The following is a 21,987-nucleotide window of genomic DNA, read 5'->3' as shown; positions in this document are numbered from 1 at the left end:
AGGCCGATGCTCTTGAGGAAACTGCAATGACGAATCGTCAGCCACTCTACAAATCCCTGTACTTCCAGGTGATCGTTGCCATCCTTATCGGTATCGCGATCGGTCACTGGTATCCCGATGCCGGTAAAGCGCTCAAGCCACTGGGCGACGGCTTCATCAAACTGATCAAAATGGTCATCGCCCCCATCATCTTCTGCACCGTGGTCAGCGGCATCGCCGGCATGCAGAGCATGAAATCCGTGGGCAAGACCGGCGGCTACGCGCTGCTGTACTTCGAGATCGTTTCCACCATCTCCCTGATCATCGGTCTGGTCGTGGTCAACGTGGTTCAGCCGGGTGCCGGCATGAACGTCGACGTATCGACTCTGGACGCCTCGAAGATCGCTGCCTACGTCACCGCAGGCCAGGATCAGAGCGTGATCGGCTTCATCCTCAACGTGATCCCGAACACCATCGTCGGCGCCTTCGCCAACGGTGACATCCTGCAAGTGCTGATGTTCTCGGTCATCTTCGGTTTCGCCCTGCATCGCCTGGGCGCATACGGCAAGCCGGTGCTGGACTTCATCGACCGCTTCGCCCACATCATGTTCAACATCATCAACATGATCATGAAGCTGGCGCCGCTGGGTGCCCTGGGTGCCATGGCCTTCACCATCGGCGCTTACGGCGTGAGCACCCTGGTGCAACTGGGCCAGCTGATGCTGTGCTTCTATATCACCTGCATCCTGTTCGTGCTGGTGGTGCTGGGCGGTATCGCCCGCGCTCACGGTTTCAGCGTCGTCAAACTGATCAAGTACATCCGTGAAGAACTGCTGATCGTGTTGGGTACTTCCTCCTCGGAGTCGGCCCTGCCACGCATGCTGGTGAAAATGGAGCGCCTGGGCGCGAAGAAATCCGTCGTGGGTCTGGTGATCCCGACCGGTTACTCGTTCAACCTGGACGGTACTTCGATCTACCTGACCATGGCGGCCGTGTTCATCGCTCAGGCGACCAACACCCACATGGACATCACCCACCAGATCACCCTGCTGCTGGTGCTGCTGCTGTCCTCCAAGGGTGCTGCTGGCGTGACAGGTTCCGGCTTCATCGTGCTGGCGGCTACCCTGTCGGCCGTTGGCCACCTGCCGGTTGCCGGTCTGGCGCTGATCCTGGGTATCGACCGCTTCATGTCCGAAGCCCGCGCGCTGACCAACCTGGTCGGTAACGCTGTGGCCACCCTGGTTGTCGCCAAGTGGGTCAAGGAGCTGGACGTGCCGCAAATGCAGGCCGAACTGGCTTCCGGCGGTCGCGGTATCGAAGACGAGCGTCCACGCGACGATCTGGGCGTCGCCGAGGGCACTGCTCAGGCTACCCGTTCGTAATACGCAGCTGTTGTTGAAAAAGCCTGTCTTCGGACAGGCTTTTTCATTTCCGAGCACCGTATCCATGGCAGTCCCATGCGCTACTCTGGCCTGACCAACCGTTCAGGGAAGCTCTCGCATGCAAGGCCCGCTGTCTTCGCTCAAAGTCCTCGACTTCTCCACGCTCTTGCCCGGCCCCTTCGCCTCGCTGCTGCTCGCTGACATGGGCGCGCAGGTGCTGCGCATCGAATCGCCGACCCGGCTGGACCTGATCCGCACCCTGCCGCCCCACGATCAGGGCGTTTCCGCCAGCCACGCCTACCTGAACCGCAACAAGCGCAGCCTGGCGCTGGACCTCAAGCAGCCCGAGGCGATAGAGGTGATCAAGCGTCTGGTCGCCGATTACGACATCGTGCTGGAGCAGTTCCGCCCAGGAGTGATGGACCGGCTGGGTATCGGTTACGAGGCGCTGAAGGCGATCAACCCGCGGCTGATCTACGTGGCGATCACCGGTTACGGCCAGACCGGGCCGTATCGCGAGCGGGCCGGGCACGACATCAACTATCTGGCGCTGGCCGGAGTGGCCAGCCACAGCGGGCGCCAGGACAGCGGGCCGCAACCCTGGAGTGTGCAAGTGGCCGATGTGGCGGGCGGTTCGCTGCACGGCGTGGTCGGCTTGCTGGCCGCCGTGGTGGCGCGCCAGCAGACGGGGCAGGGCCAGTACGTCGACGTGAGCATGACCGACTGCGCCTTCAGCCTGAATGCGCTGGCGGGGGCGGGCTATCTGGCCGCCGGGGTCGAGCCGCACCCCGAAGGGCAGGTGCTCAACGGCGGCAGTTTTTACGACTATTACCGCAGCCGCGACGGCCGCTGGTTCTCGGTCGGCAGCCTGGAACCGGTGTTCATGCAGGGGTTGTGCGAAGCCTTGGGTCGACCGGAGCTGGCCATGCGCGGGTTGTCGTCTGAGCCTGCGGACCAGCAGACGCTCAAGCAGGCATTACAAATCGAATTCGAACGCCGCAGTTTCGACGAACTTGTCGCGCTTTTTGCTAAAGCTGACGCCTGTGTCGAACCAGTCCTGAATCTGTCCGAGGCGGTCGAACATCCGCAATTGCAGGCGCGGCAGGTGGTCACGCAAGTCCCCAGACCCGATGGCAGCCTGCAAGCGCAGATGGCCTGCCCGCTGAAGTTCTCGGATGGGTTGCCAGAGCCCCGTTTCATCGGCGTTTGCGCAGGGGAGCACAGTAAGCAGGTATTGACCGAGGCAGGCTTCGATCAGCAGCAGATCGAGGCAATGCGCGAGGCGGGTGTCATTCCACCCGCGTCTCGCCGCTGAATATCAGAATCTCCCGGCATTTGCGGCACAGGTAGCGCCGGCCCTTGCGCACCAGCTTGTGGCGCTGCACCGAGAACGGAAAGTCGCTCTCTGGGCACGGGCAGCGATAGATATAGCGTGTCACGCGACGGCGCTGGATTTCGTAGTTGTGGCAGCGGTTGGGCGGCAGTTCGTACACGCCGCGCATGATCAGTTGCCATTCCTCGCCATGGGGTTGAATGGTGTCGCCGAACAATTGATGGGCGACCAGGTGCGCGACCTCGTGGGCCACGGTCTGGCGCAGGAAGTCTTCGCTATTTTCGCGATACAGCTGCGGATTGAAGCGCAGCATGTTTTCGTGCAGATGGGCGACACCGGCCTTCTGGCCGCGCAGCTTGAGGCTGACGACAGGGCGTTTGAAAGGGCGTTTGAAAAATGCTTCAGCGAGTTGGTAACAGGATTCGACGCGGGAATTGAGTGGCTCGAGCATGCTTCATCGGTCTCCAGAGGAGGCGAGTATGCCGCAAAGCATGTGCGTGCCCAAAACCTGAGCTGCCGAATGGTCGTATCCAGAGCGGTTGCGTTGCTTGCACCGTGGGAGTGAGCTTGCTCACGAATGCAATCTACCTGACACATATAGGTGTCTGGTATACCGCATTCGTGAGCAAGCTCACTTCCACCGATTTCATATTTTCATGCATCCCGTCAATTGGTGTACTCAGGCCCCACGCCGATGCCCCACAGCACCACTGTGAATGCCATGATCGCCACCAGCACCACCAGGCCCACCGCCAGCACGGAGCTGGAGAACATGAAGCCTTCATCCGGATGGATGTTCATGAACACCGGCAAGCCCACATACAGCAGGTAAACCGTGTAGCAGACCGCCGCCAGGCCGACCATCATCCCCAGCCACATGTGTGGGTACAGCGCTGCCAGGCCGCCGATGAACAGCGGCGTTGCGGTGTAGGTCGCAAACGCCACGCAGCGTGGCAGGCTGGGGCTGGCGTCGTAGGTGCGCGCCATCCAGTGAATGAAACCGCCCATGACGCCAACCCCGGCGAGCATGGCGATGTAGGACATGATGGTCATCCAGATCGCGCTTTCACTGGTCAGCATGACCGGCGCGCGACTGCCGATGACCCAGCCGACCTGCGTGGTGCCGATGTAGGCGGAAATCGCCGGTATCGCCGCCAGGACCAGCGTGTGGGTGAGGTACATGTGGCCGATGGTTTCTTCCTTATCGCCACGTATCTGTTGCCATTCCTGATCGGGGTGCGTGAACAACCCCCAAACGTGATGGATCATGCCCGTAACTCCTCATGGTGGACCGTCGCACCTGACCGGCCGCATGCCGCCAGGGCAAGGCCACAATCTCAACAGGAAAACGGCTGCGACCTCAATCGCAGTATAGAAAGCCACAAGCCCCGAAAACCGTGGCCTTTAGAGTAATTGGGTCATTCAGAGGGGCTGTTAATAGCCGTTGGCGATCAGCACGTGTTTCAGGCGGATGAACGGCACATTTCAACTGTGGGAGTGAGCTTGCTCACGAATGCGGCATGTCAGATACGCAGATGGGTCAGGCACACCGCATTCGCGAGCAAGCTCACTCCCACAGCGATGGCGGTTATCTCAAACCACGCGATCAGCAGCCATTACCACTGGCAAGGTTTATGCGTAAAATACCGCCCCTTTCCTCAAGTTACAGCGAGCGGACACCAGCGCCATGGGCACCCTTTCAGTCAATCAGAACAAACTGCAGAAGCGTCTGCGCAGGCTCGCGGGCGAAGCGGTGGCCGATTTCAACATGATTGAAGAGGGCGACAAGGTCATGGTCTGCCTGTCCGGCGGCAAGGACAGCTACACCATGCTCGACGTGCTGCTGCACCTGCAGAAGGTCGCGCCGATCAAGTTCGACATTGTCGCCGTGAACATGGACCAGAAGCAGCCGGGCTTCCCCGAGCACGTGCTGCCGGCCTACCTGAAGGAACTGGGCGTCGAGTACCACATCGTCGAGAAAGACACCTACTCGGTGGTCAAGGAACTGATTCCGGAGGGCAAGACCACCTGCTCGCTGTGCTCGCGCCTGCGTCGCGGCACGCTGTACACCTTCGCCGACGAAATCGGCGCGACCAAGATGGCCCTTGGGCACCATCGCGACGACATCGTCGAAACCTTCTTCCTCAATATGTTCTTCAACGGCACGATCAAGGCCATGCCACCCAAACTGCGCGCCGACGACGGCCGTAACGTGGTGATTCGCCCGCTGGCCTACTGCGCCGAGAAAGACATCCAGGCCTATTCGGACATGAAGCAGTTCCCGATCATTCCGTGCAACCTGTGCGGCTCGCAGGAAAACCTGCAGCGTCAGGTGGTCAAGGACATGCTCCAGGAATGGGACCGCAAGACCCCGGGCCGTTCCGAGATGATCTTCCGCGCCTTGCAGAACGTGGTGCCGTCGCAACTGGCCGACCGCAACCTGTTCGACTTCGCAAGCCTGACCATCGACGAAACCGCCGCTTCGCGGTTTGTGAATGTGGTGAATCTCTAAAGCGGTCGCTGATCGGGTGGGAGTGAGCTTGCTCACGAAAAGGCCTGTACGTGCGCACGATCTCCAGCGGTGGATATGCGCATTCGTGAGCAAGCTCACTCCCACGGTTAATGGGGGTCGCGTTCCCGTATCAACTTCAAATCTACAACTGCAACCCGATCGGCCAGGTATCGGTCAGCTTGTAGCCTTCCGGCCACGGATCGCTCGGATCGAGCATGTGCTGGTGGGTGCCGGTGATCCAAGCCCGCCCGCGCAGGCTCGGTACGATCGCCTTGCGCCCGGCGATCTCGGTCTCGCGCTGGATCTGGCAGTGGAACTCGGAGCCGATGATCGAGCGCCCGATAAACCGGTCGCCCACCTTCAGCACACCCTTGGCATGCAACACCGCAAGCCTGGCCGAACAGCCGGTGCCGCAGGGTGAGCGGTCGATCTTGCCCGGGCGGATCACCACAGCGTTGGCGGCATTGGCCACGCCACCGTCGAAGTTCACCGGCGCAGCGATCTGGCAGAACGAGATGTGATTCCAGTCCTTGTTCTGCGGATGGCTGAAGCCCAGTTGTTCGTTGGCGGCCTGGGTGATTTTCAGGCCGGTTTCCACCAGATCCTTCGCTTCGTCGGCCTTCAGGGAAAAGCCCAGTTTGGTCGAGTCGACGATGGCAAAGCTGTCGCCGCCGTAGGCGGTGTCCACCTGAATCGAGCCGATCCCCGGTACTTCGATCCACATGTCCAGCTGGTCGGCAAAAGAGGGGTGGTTATGCACTTCGACGCTTTGCACCTTGCCGTCGCGGCATTGGGCGATGGCTTCGATCAGGCCACCCGGGGCTTCGAGCACCAGCCGGGTTTCCGGCTCGGTCATGGGCAGGATGCCGCTGTCGAGCAGCACCGTGGCCACGCACAGGGAGTTGGAGCCGGACATCGGCGGCACGTCGGCCGGTTCCATGATGATCCAGCCCATCTGCGCCTTGGGGTTCTTCGGCGGCACCAGCAGGTTGACGTGGCGGAACACCCCGCCGCGCGGTTCGTTGAGCACGAAGTTGCGCAGCACGTTGTCTTTCTCGATCCAGCGCGACTGCTCCCAGATCGTCTCGCCCGGCGGCGGCGCGACCCCGCCGACGATCACATCGCCGACCTCGCCTTCGGCGTGGCAGCTGACCACATGAATCACTTTCGATGAGCGCATGGTGCAAAGTCCTCCTGTCTGAATATCTGCCAACGGTGCTCTGACGGGCGACGCATGATCCGTGGGAGTGAGCTTGCTCACGAAGAAATCTCAGCATCTGCAGAATTATCAGCGGCATTCGTGAGCAAGCTCACTCCCACAGGTCTGTGGTGGGTGTCGCCCCGCCACCGCTATTTAATGGATTTCAGAAAATCCGCCGTCTCCGGCCGCTGCGGGTTGCCGATGACCTGGTCGGGCGAGCCGATTTCGTGGACCAGGCCGTTGCGAAAGAACGCCACGCGGTCGGACACGTCGCGGGCGAAGCGGATTTCGTGGGTCACCAGGATCATGGTCATGCCGTCTTCGGCGAGCATGCGCATGGTGTCCAGCACTTCGCCCACCAGTTGTGGGTCCAGCGCCGAGGTGGCTTCGTCGAACAGCATGTAGTTGGGCGACATGGCCAGCGCCCGGGCAATCGCCATGCGCTGTTGCTGGCCGCCCGAGAGCTTGCCGGGGAACACCTTGAGCTTGTCGCCGAGGCCCACGTGGGTCAGCTGCTTGACCGCGATCGCCTCGGCTTCCTCCTTGCTTTTGCCGAGCACCGTGCGCGGGGCGAGCATGACGTTTTCCAGCACGGTCAGGTGCGGGAAGGCGTTCCACTGCTGGAACACGATGCCGATCTTCTGCCGCAGCTTGTTGATGTCGGTGCCCTTGGCGTGCACTTCGGTGCCGTCGACGCGGATGCTGCCGCTCTTGATCGACTCAAGGCCATTGATGCACATCAGCAGGGTCGACTTGCCCGAGCCCGAACCGCCGATGATCGACACCACTTCGCCTTTTTCCACCTGCAGGCTGACGCCCTTGATCACTTCAAGCTCGCCAAATGATTTGTGTACGTTGTCGATCTCAATCATTTTCTTGCCACCTTGTTTCCAGCCGGGCGCCGATACGGGCGATGACCAGGCTCATGACGTAGTAAATGGCGCCTGCGATGCACAGCACCAGCAGCGGTTCCTGAATGCGCGTGACGATGGTCTGCGAGGCGCGCAGCAACTCGACGATGCCGATCCACATCACCAGCGCGGTGTCCTTCATCACCCCCAGCAGCAGGTTGACCCAGCCGGGGAAGGCCACGCGGGTGGCCATCGGCAGGACGATCTGGCGGATGTCCTGCCAGTAGCTCAGGCCCAAGGAGCGGCTGGCCCGGCGCAAGCTCATGGGCACCGACAGCACGCCGCTGCGCACAATCTCCGTACCGTACGCCGTCACATACAGCCCCAACACGATGCAGGCCACGGTGAACGCGCTCCAGTTCAGGCCCGCGATGCTTTTCAGGGCGTTGAACAGCACGAACTGAATCAGCAGCGGCACGCTGCGAAACACGTCCAGAATCCACGCCAGCGGGATCGTGCTGCGCGGCAGCAGCGCCCGGGCGAAGCCGCAGATCACCCCGGCGATGGTGCCGATGAACATCGAGATGACGGTTAAAAGAATGGTGACCCAGGCGCCTTGCAGCATGAACTGCAGGTCGTTCCAACTGAAGCTGCTCTCGAACATGCTCGACTCCTCAGTACCGGAACAGGCGCCAGGACAGCAGGCGTGCAAGGCCCACGATCAGCTTGGCGATCAGGTAATAGAGCACCGCCGCGATGGCGAAGAACTCGAAGGTGCGGAAGGTCATGACGTTGTAGTTCTGCGTCACGCCGGTGAGGTCGTTGTTCAGGCCCACGACCACGCCCATGGAGGTCATCAGCACGGCCCAGACCATCTGGTTGGTCATCGGGTAGAAGACGATGCGCAGCAATTGCGGGATGACGATCAGCCGATAGGCCTGCGGCGCGCTCATGCCCAGCGAGCGGGCGGCGCGCAGTTGGGTATCGGGCACCGCCTTCAGCCCTCCGCGAAAGTTCTCCGCCAGATACCCCGCGTTGTTGATGGTGATCCCCGCCAGCAGCGCCAGCCACGAATTGACGTGAATGCCGAACGAGCCCAGGCCGAAGTAGAGGATGTACACCTGGAACAGCGAAGGGGTGTTGCGCGCAATCGAGATCCAGGTGGCGGCGAAGCCTTTGAGGATCAGGTTCTTGCCCTGGCGCATGAACACCAGAAACAGCGCGATGATCACGCCCAAGATCATCGACAGCGCGGCGGTTTCGAACGTCACCCAGGCGCCTTGCAGCATGTCCGGCAGCGCCTTGAACGCGGCGCGCCATTGGAAGGTGTAATCAAACATGAGCCAGTGCCTCTTGTTTTGCTGCCGCTTGTAACCACACCGGCAAGCGCCCGCTGGCAAGCCCGGTGCAGGCGCTGTCCACGCATTCGGCCAGGCTTGCGAAATGCACGCGCCGCCCGACCAGGCCCGGCGCGTAGTGGGCGTACTTGCCGGAGTTGGTCATCAGGGTTTGCGCGGTCTGCGGGATCACCGGTTCCGTGAGCATGCACCAGCAGGTGTCGGTGACGAACTGCACGCCGAAGGCCTCAAGGGTCGCGACGTAGCCGGCCGCTTGCGCAGCTTCCAGGGTCGCCCGGCCGCAGGTGATCACCACCGCGACCTTTTCATGCTTGCGCAGGCCATGGCAGAGCTGGGCCAGGCTGGCGCATTCGCTCAGGGAAAAGTGTGGATTGCCCAAGGTCACGGCATCCACTTGCGGGGTTTGTGCGCTGTTGAGTTCGCGCCAGCTGTGCAGCAGATCGATGGCCTCGATGCGCAGGGTCTTCGCTGGTGGACGCCCGCCCAGGGCCAGTTCGGCGCTGGTGGCTTCCGGCGTCACCCCGGCGATGTGAAACATGGGCGCGGCCGAGGTGGTTGCGAACGCCGCACCGAAAGCCTTGAGGTCATCCAGCGTTGGCGCCTTGTTTTCCAGGCCGCAGACCACGGGAATGTCGGCGGTGCACAACAGCCCGACGTGATAACCCAGCAGCGGATAGAAGCTGTCGTCCAGAGCGTCCAGCACAGGCGTTTCGATGCGCAGGGTCGCGTGGCGCTCGGGCTCCAGATGGCAGCCGATCTTCGGCGCGCGGCCGGTGAGGGCGATGCAGATATCCAGGTAATCGGGGTACTTCAAGGTGCGCGCGCCGATCACGCTGTTGGCGTAGACCACGGCGTTGGATTCGGCCCAGACGATCTGCTCGCCCAGTTCTGGCGCGCTGTCGAGCAGGTAAGGCGCGCAGGTGAAGCTGACCCGGGCGCCCATGTCCAGATACGCATCGCCCAACTGGCTGGCCGGCTCGCCCAGCGCCGGGTCCACGCCCAGTTCGCGCCAGCGGCGTTTGTCCACGGAAATCGAATTGAGGGTGGTCGGCACTCGCACTCTGGCGCCCCAGTCCACCAGTTGCCGGGCGAAGCGCAGGCTCGCGGGGCCGGTGTAGATGCAGCCGTCGATGTGCGCCTGGGTGATGTCCAGCAGTTCGGTCGCGCCTTGCAGCTCGGCCATGCGCAGGATGATGCCCATGGCCACTTGCGCGGCCTTGCCATAGGCGCCATCGAGAAAGCCGCGATCCAGTTCGCTCAGGGTGATGCGGGTCTGGATGGCGGTGGTCGAGCGGGTCGGGCTGATGGTGGTGTGAAGCGCAGGTGGCGGGCTGTCGAAACAGCTGACGCGATTGTCTTCGACGCGCGCGTAGGGCACGTTGCGCAATGCGGCAAACCCGGCTTCGCCCAGGCTGATCACCGGAATCGAGTGGCCGAACATCTGCTCGGCGATCAGCACGCCGAGGGTGAGGATGTCTTCGACCCGCTCGAACACCAGCGCCGCCGGGGCGTGGCCGTTGAGGATCAGTTCCAGCAACACGCTGCTGCCGGTGCACGAGCCGCGCCCGCTGGGGATCGCCAGCACGCGGCCGGTAATGATCTGGCCACTCAAGGGGTGATGGCGGTCGATGACTTCACCGGTAAACGGCTCGACCCCGCCCCAGAAACTCAGGCCCATATCGGCATAGAGCAGTTGGCCCTGGGCGCTGCCCGCGACCAGGCAACGCCCGTTCAACGAAACTTCAGACATCATGGGCTCCTGCGAGACTCTGCCCGGTGCGCACTCATGGATAGCGCAGATCCCCCGTAGCAGCACGGCTTGCCGGCGGGGCGGTGTATCTGTGACGAATATGTCGACTGACACACCGCCCCGCCGGCAAGCCGTGCTGCTACGAAGCGTTCGTCATCAATCTCAGTAGTAAACCCCCGGCACCGTCAGGTTGGCCGGTGGAATCTCGTCGCCGACCCACTTCTTCCACAGCTCGTCATAGCGACCCGAGCGCACCTGCTGGTTGACGAACAGATTCAGGTAATGGATCAGGCCGTACTCGTTGCGCTTGGCGGCCAGGGACACGTAGTCGATGACGTACGGCGCGTTGCCGGCGACTTTCAGGCCCTTGTATTTGCCGGACTTGATCGAGGCGGCGGCCACGGTGTTGGTCACCACAGAGGCTTCGATCTGGCCTTGGGCGACGGCCAGGATGGTGTCGTTCTGGGTCTGGTAGGCGCGGAAGCTGCCGCTGCCCCATTTCTTCTGGTCTTTCTCCAGGGCGATGGCTTCATAGGTGCCGCTGGTGTTGCCGACGTTCTTGCCCTTGAGGTCCTCGTACTTGGTGATGCCAGTCTTGTCAGTGGTCAGCACCACCATCTGGAAGGCGAAGTAGGGGATGGTCATCGCCACGGTCTTGGCGCGTTCGAGGGTGTCGGAGGTGGAGGCGACGATCACGTCGGCGCGGCCGGACATCAGCGCCGGAATGCGGTCAGGGAACGGGGTTTCCACCACTTCGGCGGTCACGCCCAGCACTTTTGCCAGGTCGTTGCAGTAATCGACGTCGAATCCGACCGGGTTGTTCTTGTCATCACGCGAGCCCATCGGCGGGAAGTCCAGGGTCACTGCGCAGCGCAGCTTGCCGGAACCGATGATGTCATCGAGCTTGTCGGCAAAGGCCGTACTGATGAAAGAAGTACTCATTACAGCGAGGAGGGCTACAGCAATGCCATGCTTTTTCATAAGAGCCTCTAATGGTGCAAGTAATGGAACAGTCGGATAGCTTCTCGTGTGCGATTTTTTATAAGCGTGTTAAGTGCCTGCATTGCCACTATAGCTGCAGGACGACGGGGCGGCGGGCTTCAAGGTTTTCCCGGGCCTGAGGGACCGGGCGGTGATGCGCAATGGGGCGGATCGGTCTGGAGTGCTTCATGGATGCACGTCTTCTAATTAGGCGATGCGCCATCATTGGCGCTGCGTCAGAGTGGCAGCAAAGAGGGGGGCGGGTCTTGACCGATTTCGCCGCGAGGGATGACGAAATCGGCACAGTCGACGAAGGCACGCTTCGCGAGGCGAAGCGTTGGGCAGGCGGGCTGCGGCCGTGAGGCGGGTGGAAGGCTCAGTGATTGACGGTGTAGGACAGCATCATCGAGATCTGGCACAGCGGCCGGCCGCTTTCGGCGTGCCACTGGTTGAACGCCTCTTGCACGGCCGCCTGATCGCGCTGGCTGCTGGGCACCTTGTCGACGATGTTCTGCGCGTTGAGCGCGGCGACTACGTCGTGGCTGGGGATGAAGGTATCTTTGCCGACCATGCGCAGGAAACGCGGCGCTGAGAGGCCGCCCAGCTGGTTGCCGTGCTTGGCCAGATAGCGCCACAGGCCGACGATGTCGGTGACCGGCCACTCGGCGATGAAATTGCCGAAACTGCCGTGCTCCTTGGAAATATCCAGAATCAATTGCGCATTGCGCGGCACGCTCTTGAGTTTGCCCAGATGGCGAATGATCCGCGCGTCCTGCATCAGCCGTTCAAGGTGATCGGCGCCCATGAGCACGACCTTTTCCGGATCGAAACCGAAGAACACCTGCTCGAACGCCGGCCACTTGGCGTCCACCAGGCTGTGCTTGAGGCCGGCACGAAACACCCGCAGGGCCAGGGTCGAGAGGTAGCGGTCGTCGCTGATCGATTTGAGCTGGTTCGGTGACGCGGGTATTGGCAGATGTGCTTCAAGGGCAGCGGCTGAGCCAAAGCGGTTGAGACAGTATTCATTGAGCCATTTGTAGTCTTGCATGCCCTCTCCAAAAAAATATGCACATTTCCTGTAGGAGCGCGCTTGCCCGCGATGGCGATATGTCTGGTACTTAATCTGTGACTGACACTACGCAATCGCGGGCAAGCGCGCTCCTACACGGCCGGTGGTGTTTCGGATAATTTGCGGTTGTACTGAAACCGCCAGCGCACATACAGCAGCGCACTGGTGAACACGGCCAGGCTGGCCAGCATTTCCAGCACACCGAACAGCGAACGACTCGGGTCGTAGGCCGCCAGTGCGCCCTTGATGAAATACAGGTTCACCACAAAGCAGGTCCAGGAATGCCCGCGGGCGCTGCCCATGACCATGCCGGGTGCCAGCAACAGCAACGGCACCAGCTCGATGGCCAGGATCACCCAGGGCCGGGCGCCGTGCAGGTCGGCGAAGATCAGGTAATAGATCGACAGCAGGCCGATCAGGCCCGCGAAACACGCCAGGGCGGCCACCCGGCTCCAGCGAACCCGAGGTTCCAGCCAGTTCAACGCGGGCAGCACCTTGGGCTTTCTAGCCACGGGAAGGCTCCAGCAGCAGCGCGGTTTTCGCCAGGCGCTGACCCAGTGCGCGGCACAGCGTGGTTTCGTGCGGGTCCAGCGGCCGCTTGCCGTCGGCACCGGCGTGGTGGCTGGCGCCGTAAGGCGTACCGCCGCCGCTGGTTTCGATCAGCGCCGCCTCGCTGTAAGGCAGGCCGGTGACCAGCATGCCGTGGTGCAACAACGGCAGCAGCATCGACATCAGCGTGGTTTCCTGGCCGCCGTGCAGGCTGGCGGTGGAGGTGAACACGCTGGCCGGCTTGCCCACCAGCGCGCCGGTCAGCCACAGGTTGCTGGTGCCGTCGAGGAAGTACTTGAGCGGTGCGGCCATGTTGCCGAAGCGGGTCGGGCTGCCCAGGGCCAGGCCTGCGCAGTTCTTCAGGTCATCCAGCGTCGCGTACAGCGCGCCGGTTTCCGGGATGCTCGGCGCTACCGCTTCGCATTCGGTGGAAATCGCCGGGACGGTGCGCAGACGCGCTTCCATGCCGCCCATCTCGATGCCGCGGGCGATCTGCCGGGCCATCTCGCTGGTTGAGCCGTTGCGGCTGTAGAACAGCACCAGAATGTACGGTGCGTTCACGGCAGAATCTCCAGGACTTTCTCCGGCGGACGACCGATTACGGCCTTGTCGCCAGCGATCAGGATCGGGCGTTCGATCAGCTTGGGATGGGCGACCATGGCGGCGATCAACTGCTCGTCGGAGAGGTTCGCATCGGCCAGGTTCAGCGCCTTGTATTCGTCTTCGCCGGTGCGCAGCAGGGCGCGGGCGCCGATGCCCAGTTTGCCCAGCAACGCCTGCAACTGGGCGGCGGTGGGCGGGGTTTCCAGGTAGCGCACGATGGTCGGTGCCAGGCCGCGCGCTTCCAGCAGTTCCAGCGCGCCACGGGATTTGGAGCAGCGAGGGTTGTGATAAAGCGTCAGATCGGTCATTTGCAGGTCGCATCTTTCATGAGGTGGCGGCTATTCTACAGCGGTGACGACAAAGGCCAAGATGGGCCCCAGTCGCGTTTTCTCTGAAAGGAACAAGCATCATGGCAAGGCGGTTGGCAGCAGCGGTAGCACTTATCGGTAGCATGTTGCTCAGCGGATGCGGGGTCGATCTGGGCACCGATCAAAATGGCCAGAAGGTGGCCAGTGACAGGGTCGACAAGCACTGGCTGGTGGTCAATTACTGGGCCGAGTGGTGCGGCCCGTGTCGCACGGAAATCCCGGAACTGAACAAACTGTCCGAGCAGATGAGCGGGCAGAAGGTCAGCGTGTTCGGGGTCAACTTCGACAACCTGCAGGGTGACGAGCTGAAAAATGCCAGCAACGCGCTGGGCATCAAGTTCACCGTGCTGGCCAACGACCCGGCCGATCAATACGACCTGCCCAAGAGCGAAGCGCTGCCGGTGACCTACATCATCGACGACAAGGGCAAGGTACGCGAACAGCTGATGGGCGAACAGACCGCCGCGGGCGTGGCGCAGAAGCTGGCGGAGTTGAAGGGCAAGGGCTGAAGCACGCGCTATGCGTTCCACTGCCGATTACGTGTGGGAGCCGGCTTGCTGGCGAATGCGGTGTGTCATTCAAAATAGCGTTGCCTGACACCCTGAATTCGCCAGCAAGCCGGCTCCCACGCCTTCGGCAGAAGCAGTTGGATGTTAGTTTCAGCTTTCTTCCGGCCAGAACCGCAACGGCAGGCCTTGCGCCGGCCACAGCTCCAGTTGCTGCACATCCGACACATCCCAGTGCTCGACCTTGCCCATGGCCTCCAGGAACCGGTGCTCCTGTTCCATCAAGGCCGGGGCGCACATTTTGCGGGTGCTGCCCACGGGGCCGAAGCTGATGTCGTCGCCGTCCAGTTTGTAGGAGGCAAACCAGTGGTTGCAGCCGGCGTTGCCGTAGGCGCGGCCATCCTCGCCCAGGGTCATGGTCAGATGGCTGTTGTCGATCAGCGGACGTTCGCCGATCCATTCCAGCACGTAGGCGCGGTCACGCTGCAGGGCACCGGTGTCGCTGGCGCAGCCGCTCAAGAGCGTGGTGACGGCGAGCAGGGGCAGGGCAAGACGTTTCATGCGGCGTTCTTCGCGCAGGCCGGGCACAGGTGATTTTCGCCAACGACTTTCCAGCCCAGTTCTTCGATGCGCGCGGTGGCGGCCGGTTTCAGGGCCTTTTTGCCTTCCTTGCCGTCGACCATGAACTCGATGTCCTGCTCCTTGCCGCAGCCGTTGCAGTTGACCTTCCACTGATGAATCGCCAGCTCCGTGAACGCCGGACCGTTGGCCACCGCGACCCACTGGCCGGGCGGGTTGATCAGGTGGCGGACCTTTTCCACGTTCAGGCGCATGTAGAGGTCTTTGCTGCCTTTGACGGTGACCAGCAGCACGTCGTCGTGCTTGATCGAGCCACCGTTGCCGGTCACTTGATAGCGACCGACCGCCAGGCTGCGGCATTCGATCAGGGTGTGGTGCGGGGTGAGCATGCTGTAGCGAAAATCGTGTTCGGCCATGGGGGTCTCCAAATAGGCGCGCATGCTAACACTTTAGAAGAGGGCTGCCCGCTTGCGGTCGACGACCTGACGATGAACCGTCGGCCCACCGCGATCTCATTGTGGGAGCCGGCTTGCTGGCGAATGCGGTGTGTCATTCAACGCAGAGTTGTCTGGTCTGACGCATTCGCCAGCAAACCGGCTCCCACAAGAGGTAATCGGTGTCAGACGATGTTTTGTGGCGTACCGGCGGCCCACTGGCTGATGTTATCGAGGGTCGTCTGCGCAATCGCACCCAGCGCTTCCTTGGTCAGGAACGCCTGATGCGCGGTGATCACCACGTTGGGGAAGGTCAGCAGCCGGGCCAGCACGTCGTCCTGCAAGGGCTGGTCCGAGCGGTCTTCGAAAAACAGCTGGGCTTCCTCTTCATACACGTCCAGCCCCAGGTACCCGAGCTGGCCGCCTTTGAGCGCCTCAATCAGCGCGGGAGTGTCCACCAGCGCGCCGCGGCCGGTGTTGATCAGCATCGCTCCGCGTTGCATGCGCGCAAGCGATGCTGTGTTGATCAGATGCCGGGTGTGCTCGTTCAGCGGGCAGTGCAGGCTGATGATCTGCGCCTGTGCCAGCAGTTGATCCAGCGGCAGATAGCGCGCGCCCAGGGCTTGGACCTCTGGGTTGGGGAACGGGTCGTACGCCAGCAACTGGCAGCCGAACCCCGCCATGATCCGCGCGAACGCGGCGCCGATCTGCCCGGTGCCCACCACACCGACGGTCTTGCCCACCAAGTCGAACCCGGTCAGGCCGTGCAGGGTGAAGTCGCCGTCGCGGGTGCGGTTGTATGCGCGGTGCAGATGGCGGTTGAGCGAGAGAATCAGCGCCACTGCATGCTCGGCGACAGCGTGGGGCGAGTAGGCCGGAACCCGAACCACCTCGATGCCCAGGCGCTTGGCGGTGGGCAAGTCGACGTGGTTAAAGCCAGCCGAGCGCAATGCGATCAACTTCGTGCCGCCTGCGGCCAGACGCTCCAGCACTGCAGCGCTCAGGTCATCGTTGATGAAGGCGCAGACTACGGGGTAGCCGTCCGCCAGGGCGACGGTGTCTAGGGTCAGGCGCGCGGGCTGGAAATGCAGGTCGATACCCGACGGGTTTGCTGCGGCCAGGAAGCTGTCGCGGTCGTAGGTCTGGGCGCTGAAGAGCAGGGTGCGCATGGGGGGGGCTCCTTGTATAACGGTCTCAGACATCTATTGTGGGAGCCGGCTTGCTGGCGAATACGGTGGGTCATTCAACCTTGTAGCGTCTGACCCGACGCATTCGCCAGCAAGCCGGCTCCCACGGCCTTCGGCCAGAAACATGTTAGCCAGCGCGTTTAACAACTCCGTGACCCACATCAAGCACTCACCCGCGCCTCCACCTCCAGCCTGGCGATCGCCGTTTCCAGATCGTCCAGCGCCTTGTCGCTGTCGGGGGAATCCTGTTTGAGCAGGGTCTCGCTGCGCTGGCAGGCGGCGCGCAGCTGGGGGACGCCGCAGTAGCGGGTGGCGCCGTGCAGGCGGTGGACGCGCTCGATCAGCGCGACCTGATCCTGCGCTTCCCGGGCAGCGCGGATGGCATCGCGGTCGGTGTCCAGCGACGCCAGCAGCATCGCCAGCATGTCGGCGGCCAGGTCGGCCTTGCCGGCGGCCAGGCGCAAGCCTTCTTCATGATCCAGCACGCTCAGGTTGCCGGCGCCATGGCTGATTTCGTGGTGCCGGTCCGGCGCCTGATTGCGCAGGGCCAGGCCGGTCCACTTGAGCACCACCTGCGCCAGTTGCCGTTCGCTGATCGGCTTGGTCAGGTAGTCATCCATGCCGCTTTGCAGCAGCGCGCGTTTTTCGTTGGCCATGGCGTGGGCGGTGAGGGCGACGATCGGCAGCGAAGTCGACTGGCGCTCGGTTTCCCAGCTGCGAATCGCTTCGGTGGCCTGGCGTCCGTCCATGCCCGGCATCTGCACGTCCATCAGCACCAGGTCGAAGGGTTCATCCTGTACCGCCTGAACCGCCGCATAACCACTGTCGACCGCCAGCACCCGGGCGCCCATGTCTTCGAGCAGCGTCTGCACCAGCAACAGGTTGGCCGGGTTGTCGTCCACGCAGAGGATGCGCGGCGGCCGGCTGGACACCGGCTCCGGCAGCTCGTTGCGCAATTGCTTGGGGTTGATCAGTTCCGACAGGCTGCGCCGCAGCTTGCGTGTACACGCAGGCTTGGCCTGCAGCTGGGTGTAGGCGTCCGGCACCGAGGCCTGGTACAGCGCCTGCTCGGTAGTCGGGCATAGCACCAGCACCTTGCAGTCGAGGTTTTCCAGATCCCAGATCTGCTGGCGCAGGCGTTCGGGCGGCAACTGGTGGGCGGTGACGCCGAGCACGGCCATGTCGATGGCGTGGGGCGTCTGGTGCACCACGGTGACGCCGTTGATCAGGTTTTCCAGGTTGTTGAACACCATCGGCTGCAAGCCGCAGTCTTCCAGCTGGTGCTCCAGCGCCTGGCGCGCCAGGTCGTGATGTTCCAGCACCGCCACGCGGCGGCCCATCAGCGGCGGGGCGGGGAGGTCTTCCAGATCGTCGCGGGTCTTGGGCAGGGTCAGGCTGATCCAGAACACCGAACCTTCGCCGGGGTTGCTCTCCACGCCGATCTCGCCGCCCATCTGCTCGATCAGGCGCTTGGAAATCACCAGCCCCAGCCCCGTGCCGCCGGAATGCCGGGACAGCGAGTTGTCGGCCTGGCTGAAGGCCTGGAACAGCGCGCGCACATCCTGGGCGGACAGGCCGATGCCGGTGTCCTGCACGCTGATGCGCAGCTGCACCTGATCTTCTTCCTCTTCCTCGAGCATGGCCCGGGCGACGATGGTGCCCTCGCGGGTGAACTTGATCGCGTTGCTCACCAGGTTGGTGAGAATCTGCTTGAGCCGCAGGGGGTCGCCCACCAGCGACAGCGGCGTGTCGCGGTAGACCAGGCTGACCAGTTCCAGCTGCTTGGCGTGGGCGGCCGGGGCGAGGATGGTCAGGGTGTCCTGCAGCAGGTCGCGCAGGTTGAACGGGATGGCGTCGAGCACCAGCTTGCCGGCCTCGATCTTCGAGAAGTCGAGAATCTCGTTGATGATGCTCAGCAGGTTGTCGGCGGACTTCTCGATGGTGCCCAGGTAGTCGTGTTGGCGCGGGGTCATCTCGCTTTTCTGCAGCAGATGGGTGAAGCCGAGAATGCCGTTGAGCGGGGTGCGGATTTCATGGCTCATGTTGGCCAGAAACTCCGACTTGATGCGGCTGGCTTCCAGTGCCTCCTTGCGCGCCAGGTCCAGCTCGATGTTCTGGATCTCGATGGTTTCCAGGTTCTGGCGCACGTCTTCGGTGGCCTGCTCGATGCTGTGCTGCAGTTCTTCCTGGGCGTTCTGCAGGGTGGCGGCCATGCGGTTGATGCCCGAGCCGAGTTCGTCCAGCTCGTGACTGCCCATGGGCGGCAGGCGCGCCTCCAGATTGCCGTCCTTGAGCTGCGCGACCACCTGTTTGATCTGGCTGATCGGCCCGTTGATGGTGCGGCTCATGCGCAGCGCCAGCATGGCGGTCAGGCCCAGCCCGGCGGCAATCAGCAGAAGGCTGGCGAACAGGCTGCGATAGCCGCGCAGCAGCGTGCCGCTGTGGGACAGTTCCAATTCGACCCAGCCCAGCAGGCGGTCGGCCTCGGCAGGAATGATGTCGCCGGTCAGATGCCGATTGCGCCCGAACACCGGCAGCAGGTAGCGCGTGGCGTCGTTCTCCGAGCGTTGCAGCATGTGCGTGCTGTTGCCGATCGGCGCCTGGTTGATCATGGACGGGCCCGCGTGAGCCAGTGGATTGCGGTTGGCGTCCAGAAACGCCACGGCGCGCACGTCGGCCTGTTCCAGCACTTGCCCGGCAATGCGGTCCAGTTGCTCCTTGTCGTTGTTGGCCAGCGCCGTGGCCGACAGCGGCGCCAGCTCATTGGCGATCATCTCGCCGCGCTTGAGCAGTTGGGTCTGCAGCTCGGAAAGCTGCATCCAGGTGAAATAACCGCCCAGCAGCCCCGCCATCAGGCAGGCCGGGAGCAGGGTCAGCAGTAGTACGCGGCCTTTGATGCCCAGTTTGTTCAGCACACTTTTTTCTCCGGCAATCTCGTGCGCCTGGTCGCGCCCTTATAAAGAAGCGGCAAGACTCGGGCCATGGTTGCCTGTAATCGGACGTGAAGCACCTTTGGTTTGCGCAGTGTAGCCACTTGCGTCAGGGGAATCCCGGCTTAATGCGCGATCGGAAAATGCCTACGCCAGACTCCGATCAATCGCCATTGCCGACCCTTGCGCAATCTTGAATAATCGCCGCCTTGAGAATTGATCGCAGACGCCAATGAATCCCGCCATCATTCAACGCCCCAGCATACTCGCCATCGAGGACGATCCGGTGCTCGGCGCCTTTGTCCACGACCAGCTGGACCGCTGTGGCTTTCACGTCACCTGGTGCCAGAACGGCAGCGAAGGCCTTGCCCGCGCGCAGCAGCAGCCGTTCGACGTGGTGCTGATGGACATCCTGCTGCCCGGCATGAACGGGCTGGACATCCTCATCCACCTGCGTCGCCAGCATTCGATGCCGATCATCCTGATGTCGGCGCTGGGTGCGGAGGCGGATCGCATTACCGGTTTTCGCAACGGTGCCGACGATTACCTGCCCAAGCCGTTCAGCGTCGACGAGCTGAAAGTGCGGATCGAGGCGATTCTGCGCCGGGTCGAGCTGGAGAGGCGGTTCAACACCGTGGCGACGCCCGCCACGCTGTCGTTCCAGGACGAGCTGACCTTCGATGAGGGCCTGTGCGACGTGGCGTTCGCCGGCAAGTCCGCGCAACTGACCCGCAGCGAATATCGCCTGCTGGAAACCCTGTGGCGCAGCGCCGAGGACGTGCTGAGCAAGCCGTTCCTTTATCAGCATGTGTTGCAGCGCGGCTATTCCCAGCATGACCGCAGCCTGGACATGCACGTCAGCCAGATCCGCCGCAAGCTCAAGGCCATCGGTTACGAGGCCAGGCAAGTGCGCACGGTGTGGGGCAAGGGCTACGTGCTGACGGCGGCGGACGTGGATGGCTGAGCAACGTTTTCGTCTGCCCGGCAGGCATTCGCTGTTCTGGCGCCTGGCCATTTTGCTGGTGGGCTTCTGCCTGCTGATGATCTGGCTGAGCTGGTACTGGGGCCGCTACATCGAAACCCAGAACGCCTTTCTTGCGCCCGAGGCACGCCGCGTGCTCAACAGCTATGCGGCCGAGGCCGAGCAGGCCTGGAACGTGGGCAAGGAGCAGGGCATCGACGACTGGCTGCGCGAGGTGCGCCGCCACGAACCCGGCTGGGTCGGGGTGATCGGCAGCGACCTGCAGTCGCTGAGCAGCCTGCCGCTCAGCGACAGCCAGATGCAGCGCCTGACCTTCATGCGCGGTGTCGACTGGCCCATGAGCCGCCGCCAGAAGACTGCGCCCTGGCTGAAAATCCCGTTTCCCGAAGACCCCAGCATCGGCAGCCTGATCATCGAGCTGCCCGAGCGCTTCAAGCCCGGGCGGCATGCGCTGATCTGGCAGATGCTGACCAACGTGATCATCCCGGCGCTGTTCACGCTATTGCTGTGCGTGGGGCTGTACCGGCTGTTGATCCGCCCGCTCAACCAGTTGCGCGAGCAAGCCAATGCCTGGCGCGCCGATCGCCTGTCCAACAGGCTGTCGCCGCAGATGACCGCGCGTCAGGACGAACTGGGCGAGCTCAACCGCGCTTTCGATCACATGGCCACGCGGCTGCAGACCACGGTGAAGATCCAGCAGCAACTGTTGCGCGATCTGTCCCACGAACTGCGCACGCCCTTGAGCCGCCTGCGCGTGGCCTGCGACACCGAGCAGAGCCTGCCCGAACTGCGCGAGCGCCTGAGCCGGGAAGTCGACGGCATGCGCCGGCTGGTGGACGACACCCTGCACCTGGCCTGGCTCGACGCCGAGCGCGAGAAACTGCCGGACGAAGACATTCAGGTGCTGGCGCTGTGGGACATGCTGGTGGACAACGCCTGTTTCGAAAGCTGCTGGCCGTCGCGGCAACTGGTCTGCGATCTGGACAGCGAGTGCTGGGTGCGCGGGCACCTCAATACCCTGGCTCAGGCGCTGGAAAATATTTTGCGCAACGCGATCCGTCATTCACCGGACGACGGCATCGTCCGCCTGGGCGGGCGGCGCGATGGCGAGGACTGGCTGCTGTGGCTGGAAGACCAGGGCGGCGGGGTGGACGACAGCGACCTTGAACACATCTTCGCGCCGTTCATTCGTCTGGACGGCGCCCGGCCGGGGGACGGCGGCTTCGGCCTGGGCCTGAGCATTGCGCGCAATTCCCTGCGTTTGCAGGGCGGCGACATGTGGGCCGAGAATACTGCGCAGGGGTTGCGGATGATCATGCGTTTGCCTGCGCGCGAGGTTGAAGTCATCGCATGACCTGTGGGAGCCGGCTTGCTGGCGAATACGTCAGATCAGACACCACAACGTTGAATGATACATCGCATTCGCCAGCAAG

Annotated in this window: 22 protein-coding genes; 6 read left to right on the top strand and 16 right to left on the bottom strand. The window is 62.9% G+C overall.

What is annotated here, in order from left to right; all coding sequences use genetic code 11:
* The first annotated feature begins 26 nt into the window (after nt 1-26).
* Nucleotides 27-1,361, top strand: a complete 1,335-nt coding sequence (locus AC1MEK_RS03260; RefSeq protein ID WP_480394835.1) for a dicarboxylate/amino acid:cation symporter — start codon at nt 27-29, stop codon at nt 1,359-1,361.
* A 118-nt stretch (nt 1,362-1,479) separates the two neighbouring features.
* Nucleotides 1,480-2,676, top strand: a complete 1,197-nt coding sequence (locus AC1MEK_RS03255) for a CaiB/BaiF CoA transferase family protein (protein ID WP_480394834.1) — start codon at nt 1,480-1,482, stop codon at nt 2,674-2,676.
* Here AC1MEK_RS03255 and AC1MEK_RS03250 read toward each other — a convergent pair.
* Both AC1MEK_RS03250 and AC1MEK_RS03245 read right to left on the bottom strand, forming a co-directional pair.
* A complete protein-coding gene (locus AC1MEK_RS03250; protein WP_480394833.1) occupies nt 2,651-3,145 on the bottom strand; it encodes a SprT family zinc-dependent metalloprotease in 495 nt (164 codons plus the stop codon). The genes AC1MEK_RS03255 and AC1MEK_RS03250 overlap by 26 nt on opposite strands.
* A 215-nt stretch (nt 3,146-3,360) precedes the next feature.
* Nucleotides 3,361-3,963, bottom strand: a complete 603-nt coding sequence (locus AC1MEK_RS03245) for a Yip1 family protein (RefSeq protein WP_480394832.1) — start codon at nt 3,961-3,963, stop codon at nt 3,361-3,363.
* Nucleotides 3,964-4,381: 418 nt separating this feature from the next.
* On the opposite strand from AC1MEK_RS03245, the gene ttcA reads away from it, so the two are divergent.
* Nucleotides 4,382-5,206, top strand: coding sequence for a tRNA 2-thiocytidine(32) synthetase TtcA (ttcA, locus tag AC1MEK_RS03240; RefSeq protein WP_480394831.1), 825 nt, complete (start codon nt 4,382-4,384; stop codon nt 5,204-5,206).
* 142 nt (nt 5,207-5,348) lie between these two features.
* On the opposite strand, the gene AC1MEK_RS03235 is transcribed toward ttcA, so the two are convergent.
* From AC1MEK_RS03235 to arsC, 10 genes are all read right to left on the bottom strand, one after another.
* Nucleotides 5,349-6,386 (bottom strand): trans-3-hydroxy-L-proline dehydratase, encoded by a 1,038-nt coding sequence (locus AC1MEK_RS03235; protein WP_480394830.1) that lies wholly within the window; start codon nt 6,384-6,386, stop codon nt 5,349-5,351.
* A gap of 170 nt (nt 6,387-6,556) precedes the next feature.
* Complete coding sequence (locus AC1MEK_RS03230; RefSeq protein ID WP_480394829.1) at nt 6,557-7,279, bottom strand: amino acid ABC transporter ATP-binding protein; 723 nt, start codon at nt 7,277-7,279, stop codon at nt 6,557-6,559.
* Nucleotides 7,272-7,922, bottom strand: coding sequence for an amino acid ABC transporter permease (locus AC1MEK_RS03225; protein WP_480394828.1), 651 nt, complete (start codon nt 7,920-7,922; stop codon nt 7,272-7,274). The genes AC1MEK_RS03230 and AC1MEK_RS03225 overlap by 8 nt, the downstream gene beginning before the upstream one ends.
* A 10-nt stretch (nt 7,923-7,932) precedes the next feature.
* Nucleotides 7,933-8,598 carry an amino acid ABC transporter permease gene (locus tag AC1MEK_RS03220; RefSeq protein ID WP_480394827.1) on the bottom strand — a complete coding sequence of 222 codons (666 nt, stop codon included), beginning with the start codon at nt 8,596-8,598 and terminating at the stop codon, nt 7,933-7,935.
* Nucleotides 8,591-10,369, bottom strand: a complete 1,779-nt coding sequence (gene lhpI, locus AC1MEK_RS03215; protein ID WP_480394826.1) for a cis-3-hydroxy-L-proline dehydratase — start codon at nt 10,367-10,369, stop codon at nt 8,591-8,593. Before lhpI ends, AC1MEK_RS03220 begins: the two co-directional genes overlap by 8 nt.
* Nucleotides 10,370-10,528: 159 nt before the next feature.
* Entirely contained in the window at nt 10,529-11,347 is an 819-nt protein-coding gene (locus tag AC1MEK_RS03210; protein WP_480394825.1) for an ABC transporter substrate-binding protein, read from the bottom strand.
* 376 nt (nt 11,348-11,723) lie between these two features.
* Complete coding sequence (locus tag AC1MEK_RS03205; protein WP_480394824.1) at nt 11,724-12,395, bottom strand: DNA-3-methyladenine glycosylase I; 672 nt, start codon at nt 12,393-12,395, stop codon at nt 11,724-11,726.
* Between the two features lie 113 nt (nt 12,396-12,508).
* Entirely contained in the window at nt 12,509-12,928 is a 420-nt protein-coding gene (locus tag AC1MEK_RS03200; protein WP_480394823.1) for a DUF2069 domain-containing protein, read from the bottom strand.
* The gene (wrbA, locus tag AC1MEK_RS03195; protein ID WP_480394822.1) at nt 12,921-13,526 is read right to left on the bottom strand and encodes an NAD(P)H:quinone oxidoreductase; all 606 of its coding nucleotides are present in this window, start codon (nt 13,524-13,526) and stop codon (nt 12,921-12,923) included. The genes AC1MEK_RS03200 and wrbA overlap by 8 nt, the downstream gene beginning before the upstream one ends.
* A complete protein-coding gene (arsC, locus tag AC1MEK_RS03190; protein ID WP_480394821.1) occupies nt 13,523-13,876 on the bottom strand; it encodes an arsenate reductase (glutaredoxin) in 354 nt (117 codons plus the stop codon). Before arsC ends, wrbA begins: the two co-directional genes overlap by 4 nt.
* A 101-nt stretch (nt 13,877-13,977) precedes the next feature.
* Between arsC and AC1MEK_RS03185 the strand changes: the two genes are divergently transcribed.
* Entirely contained in the window at nt 13,978-14,445 is a 468-nt protein-coding gene (locus AC1MEK_RS03185) for a TlpA family protein disulfide reductase (protein WP_480394820.1), read from the top strand.
* A 150-nt stretch (nt 14,446-14,595) separates the two neighbouring features.
* On the opposite strand, the gene AC1MEK_RS03180 is transcribed toward AC1MEK_RS03185, so the two are convergent.
* The 4 genes from AC1MEK_RS03180 to AC1MEK_RS03165 all read right to left on the bottom strand — a co-directional run bounded on the left by AC1MEK_RS03180 (nt 14,596) and on the right by AC1MEK_RS03165 (nt 19,557).
* Nucleotides 14,596-15,003 (bottom strand): META domain-containing protein, encoded by a 408-nt coding sequence (locus AC1MEK_RS03180; RefSeq protein ID WP_480394819.1) that lies wholly within the window; start codon nt 15,001-15,003, stop codon nt 14,596-14,598.
* The gene (locus AC1MEK_RS03175; RefSeq protein WP_480394818.1) at nt 15,000-15,437 is read right to left on the bottom strand and encodes a hypothetical protein; all 438 of its coding nucleotides are present in this window, start codon (nt 15,435-15,437) and stop codon (nt 15,000-15,002) included. The genes AC1MEK_RS03180 and AC1MEK_RS03175 overlap by 4 nt, the downstream gene beginning before the upstream one ends.
* A 203-nt stretch (nt 15,438-15,640) precedes the next feature.
* Nucleotides 15,641-16,624: a 2-hydroxyacid dehydrogenase gene (locus AC1MEK_RS03170; RefSeq protein WP_480394817.1), complete on the bottom strand. Its 984-nt coding sequence runs from the start codon at nt 16,622-16,624 to the stop codon at nt 15,641-15,643.
* A gap of 179 nt (nt 16,625-16,803) precedes the next feature.
* Complete coding sequence (locus AC1MEK_RS03165) at nt 16,804-19,557, bottom strand: response regulator (RefSeq protein WP_480394816.1); 2,754 nt, start codon at nt 19,555-19,557, stop codon at nt 16,804-16,806.
* A 247-nt stretch (nt 19,558-19,804) separates the two neighbouring features.
* On the opposite strand from AC1MEK_RS03165, the gene AC1MEK_RS03160 reads away from it, so the two are divergent.
* Together AC1MEK_RS03160 and AC1MEK_RS03155 are read left to right on the top strand one after the other, a co-directional pair.
* A complete protein-coding gene (locus AC1MEK_RS03160; protein ID WP_480394815.1) occupies nt 19,805-20,536 on the top strand; it encodes a response regulator transcription factor in 732 nt (243 codons plus the stop codon).
* Nucleotides 20,529-21,908, top strand: coding sequence for a histidine kinase sensor domain-containing protein (locus AC1MEK_RS03155; RefSeq protein ID WP_480394814.1), 1,380 nt, complete (start codon nt 20,529-20,531; stop codon nt 21,906-21,908). The genes AC1MEK_RS03160 and AC1MEK_RS03155 overlap by 8 nt, the downstream gene beginning before the upstream one ends.
* Nucleotides 21,909-21,987 lie beyond the last annotated feature (79 nt).

The organism is Pseudomonas sp. 2, from assembly GCF_056627435.1.
Note: the sequence above shows the minus strand (reverse complement) of the source record. Positions and strands in the feature narration are given on the sequence as shown.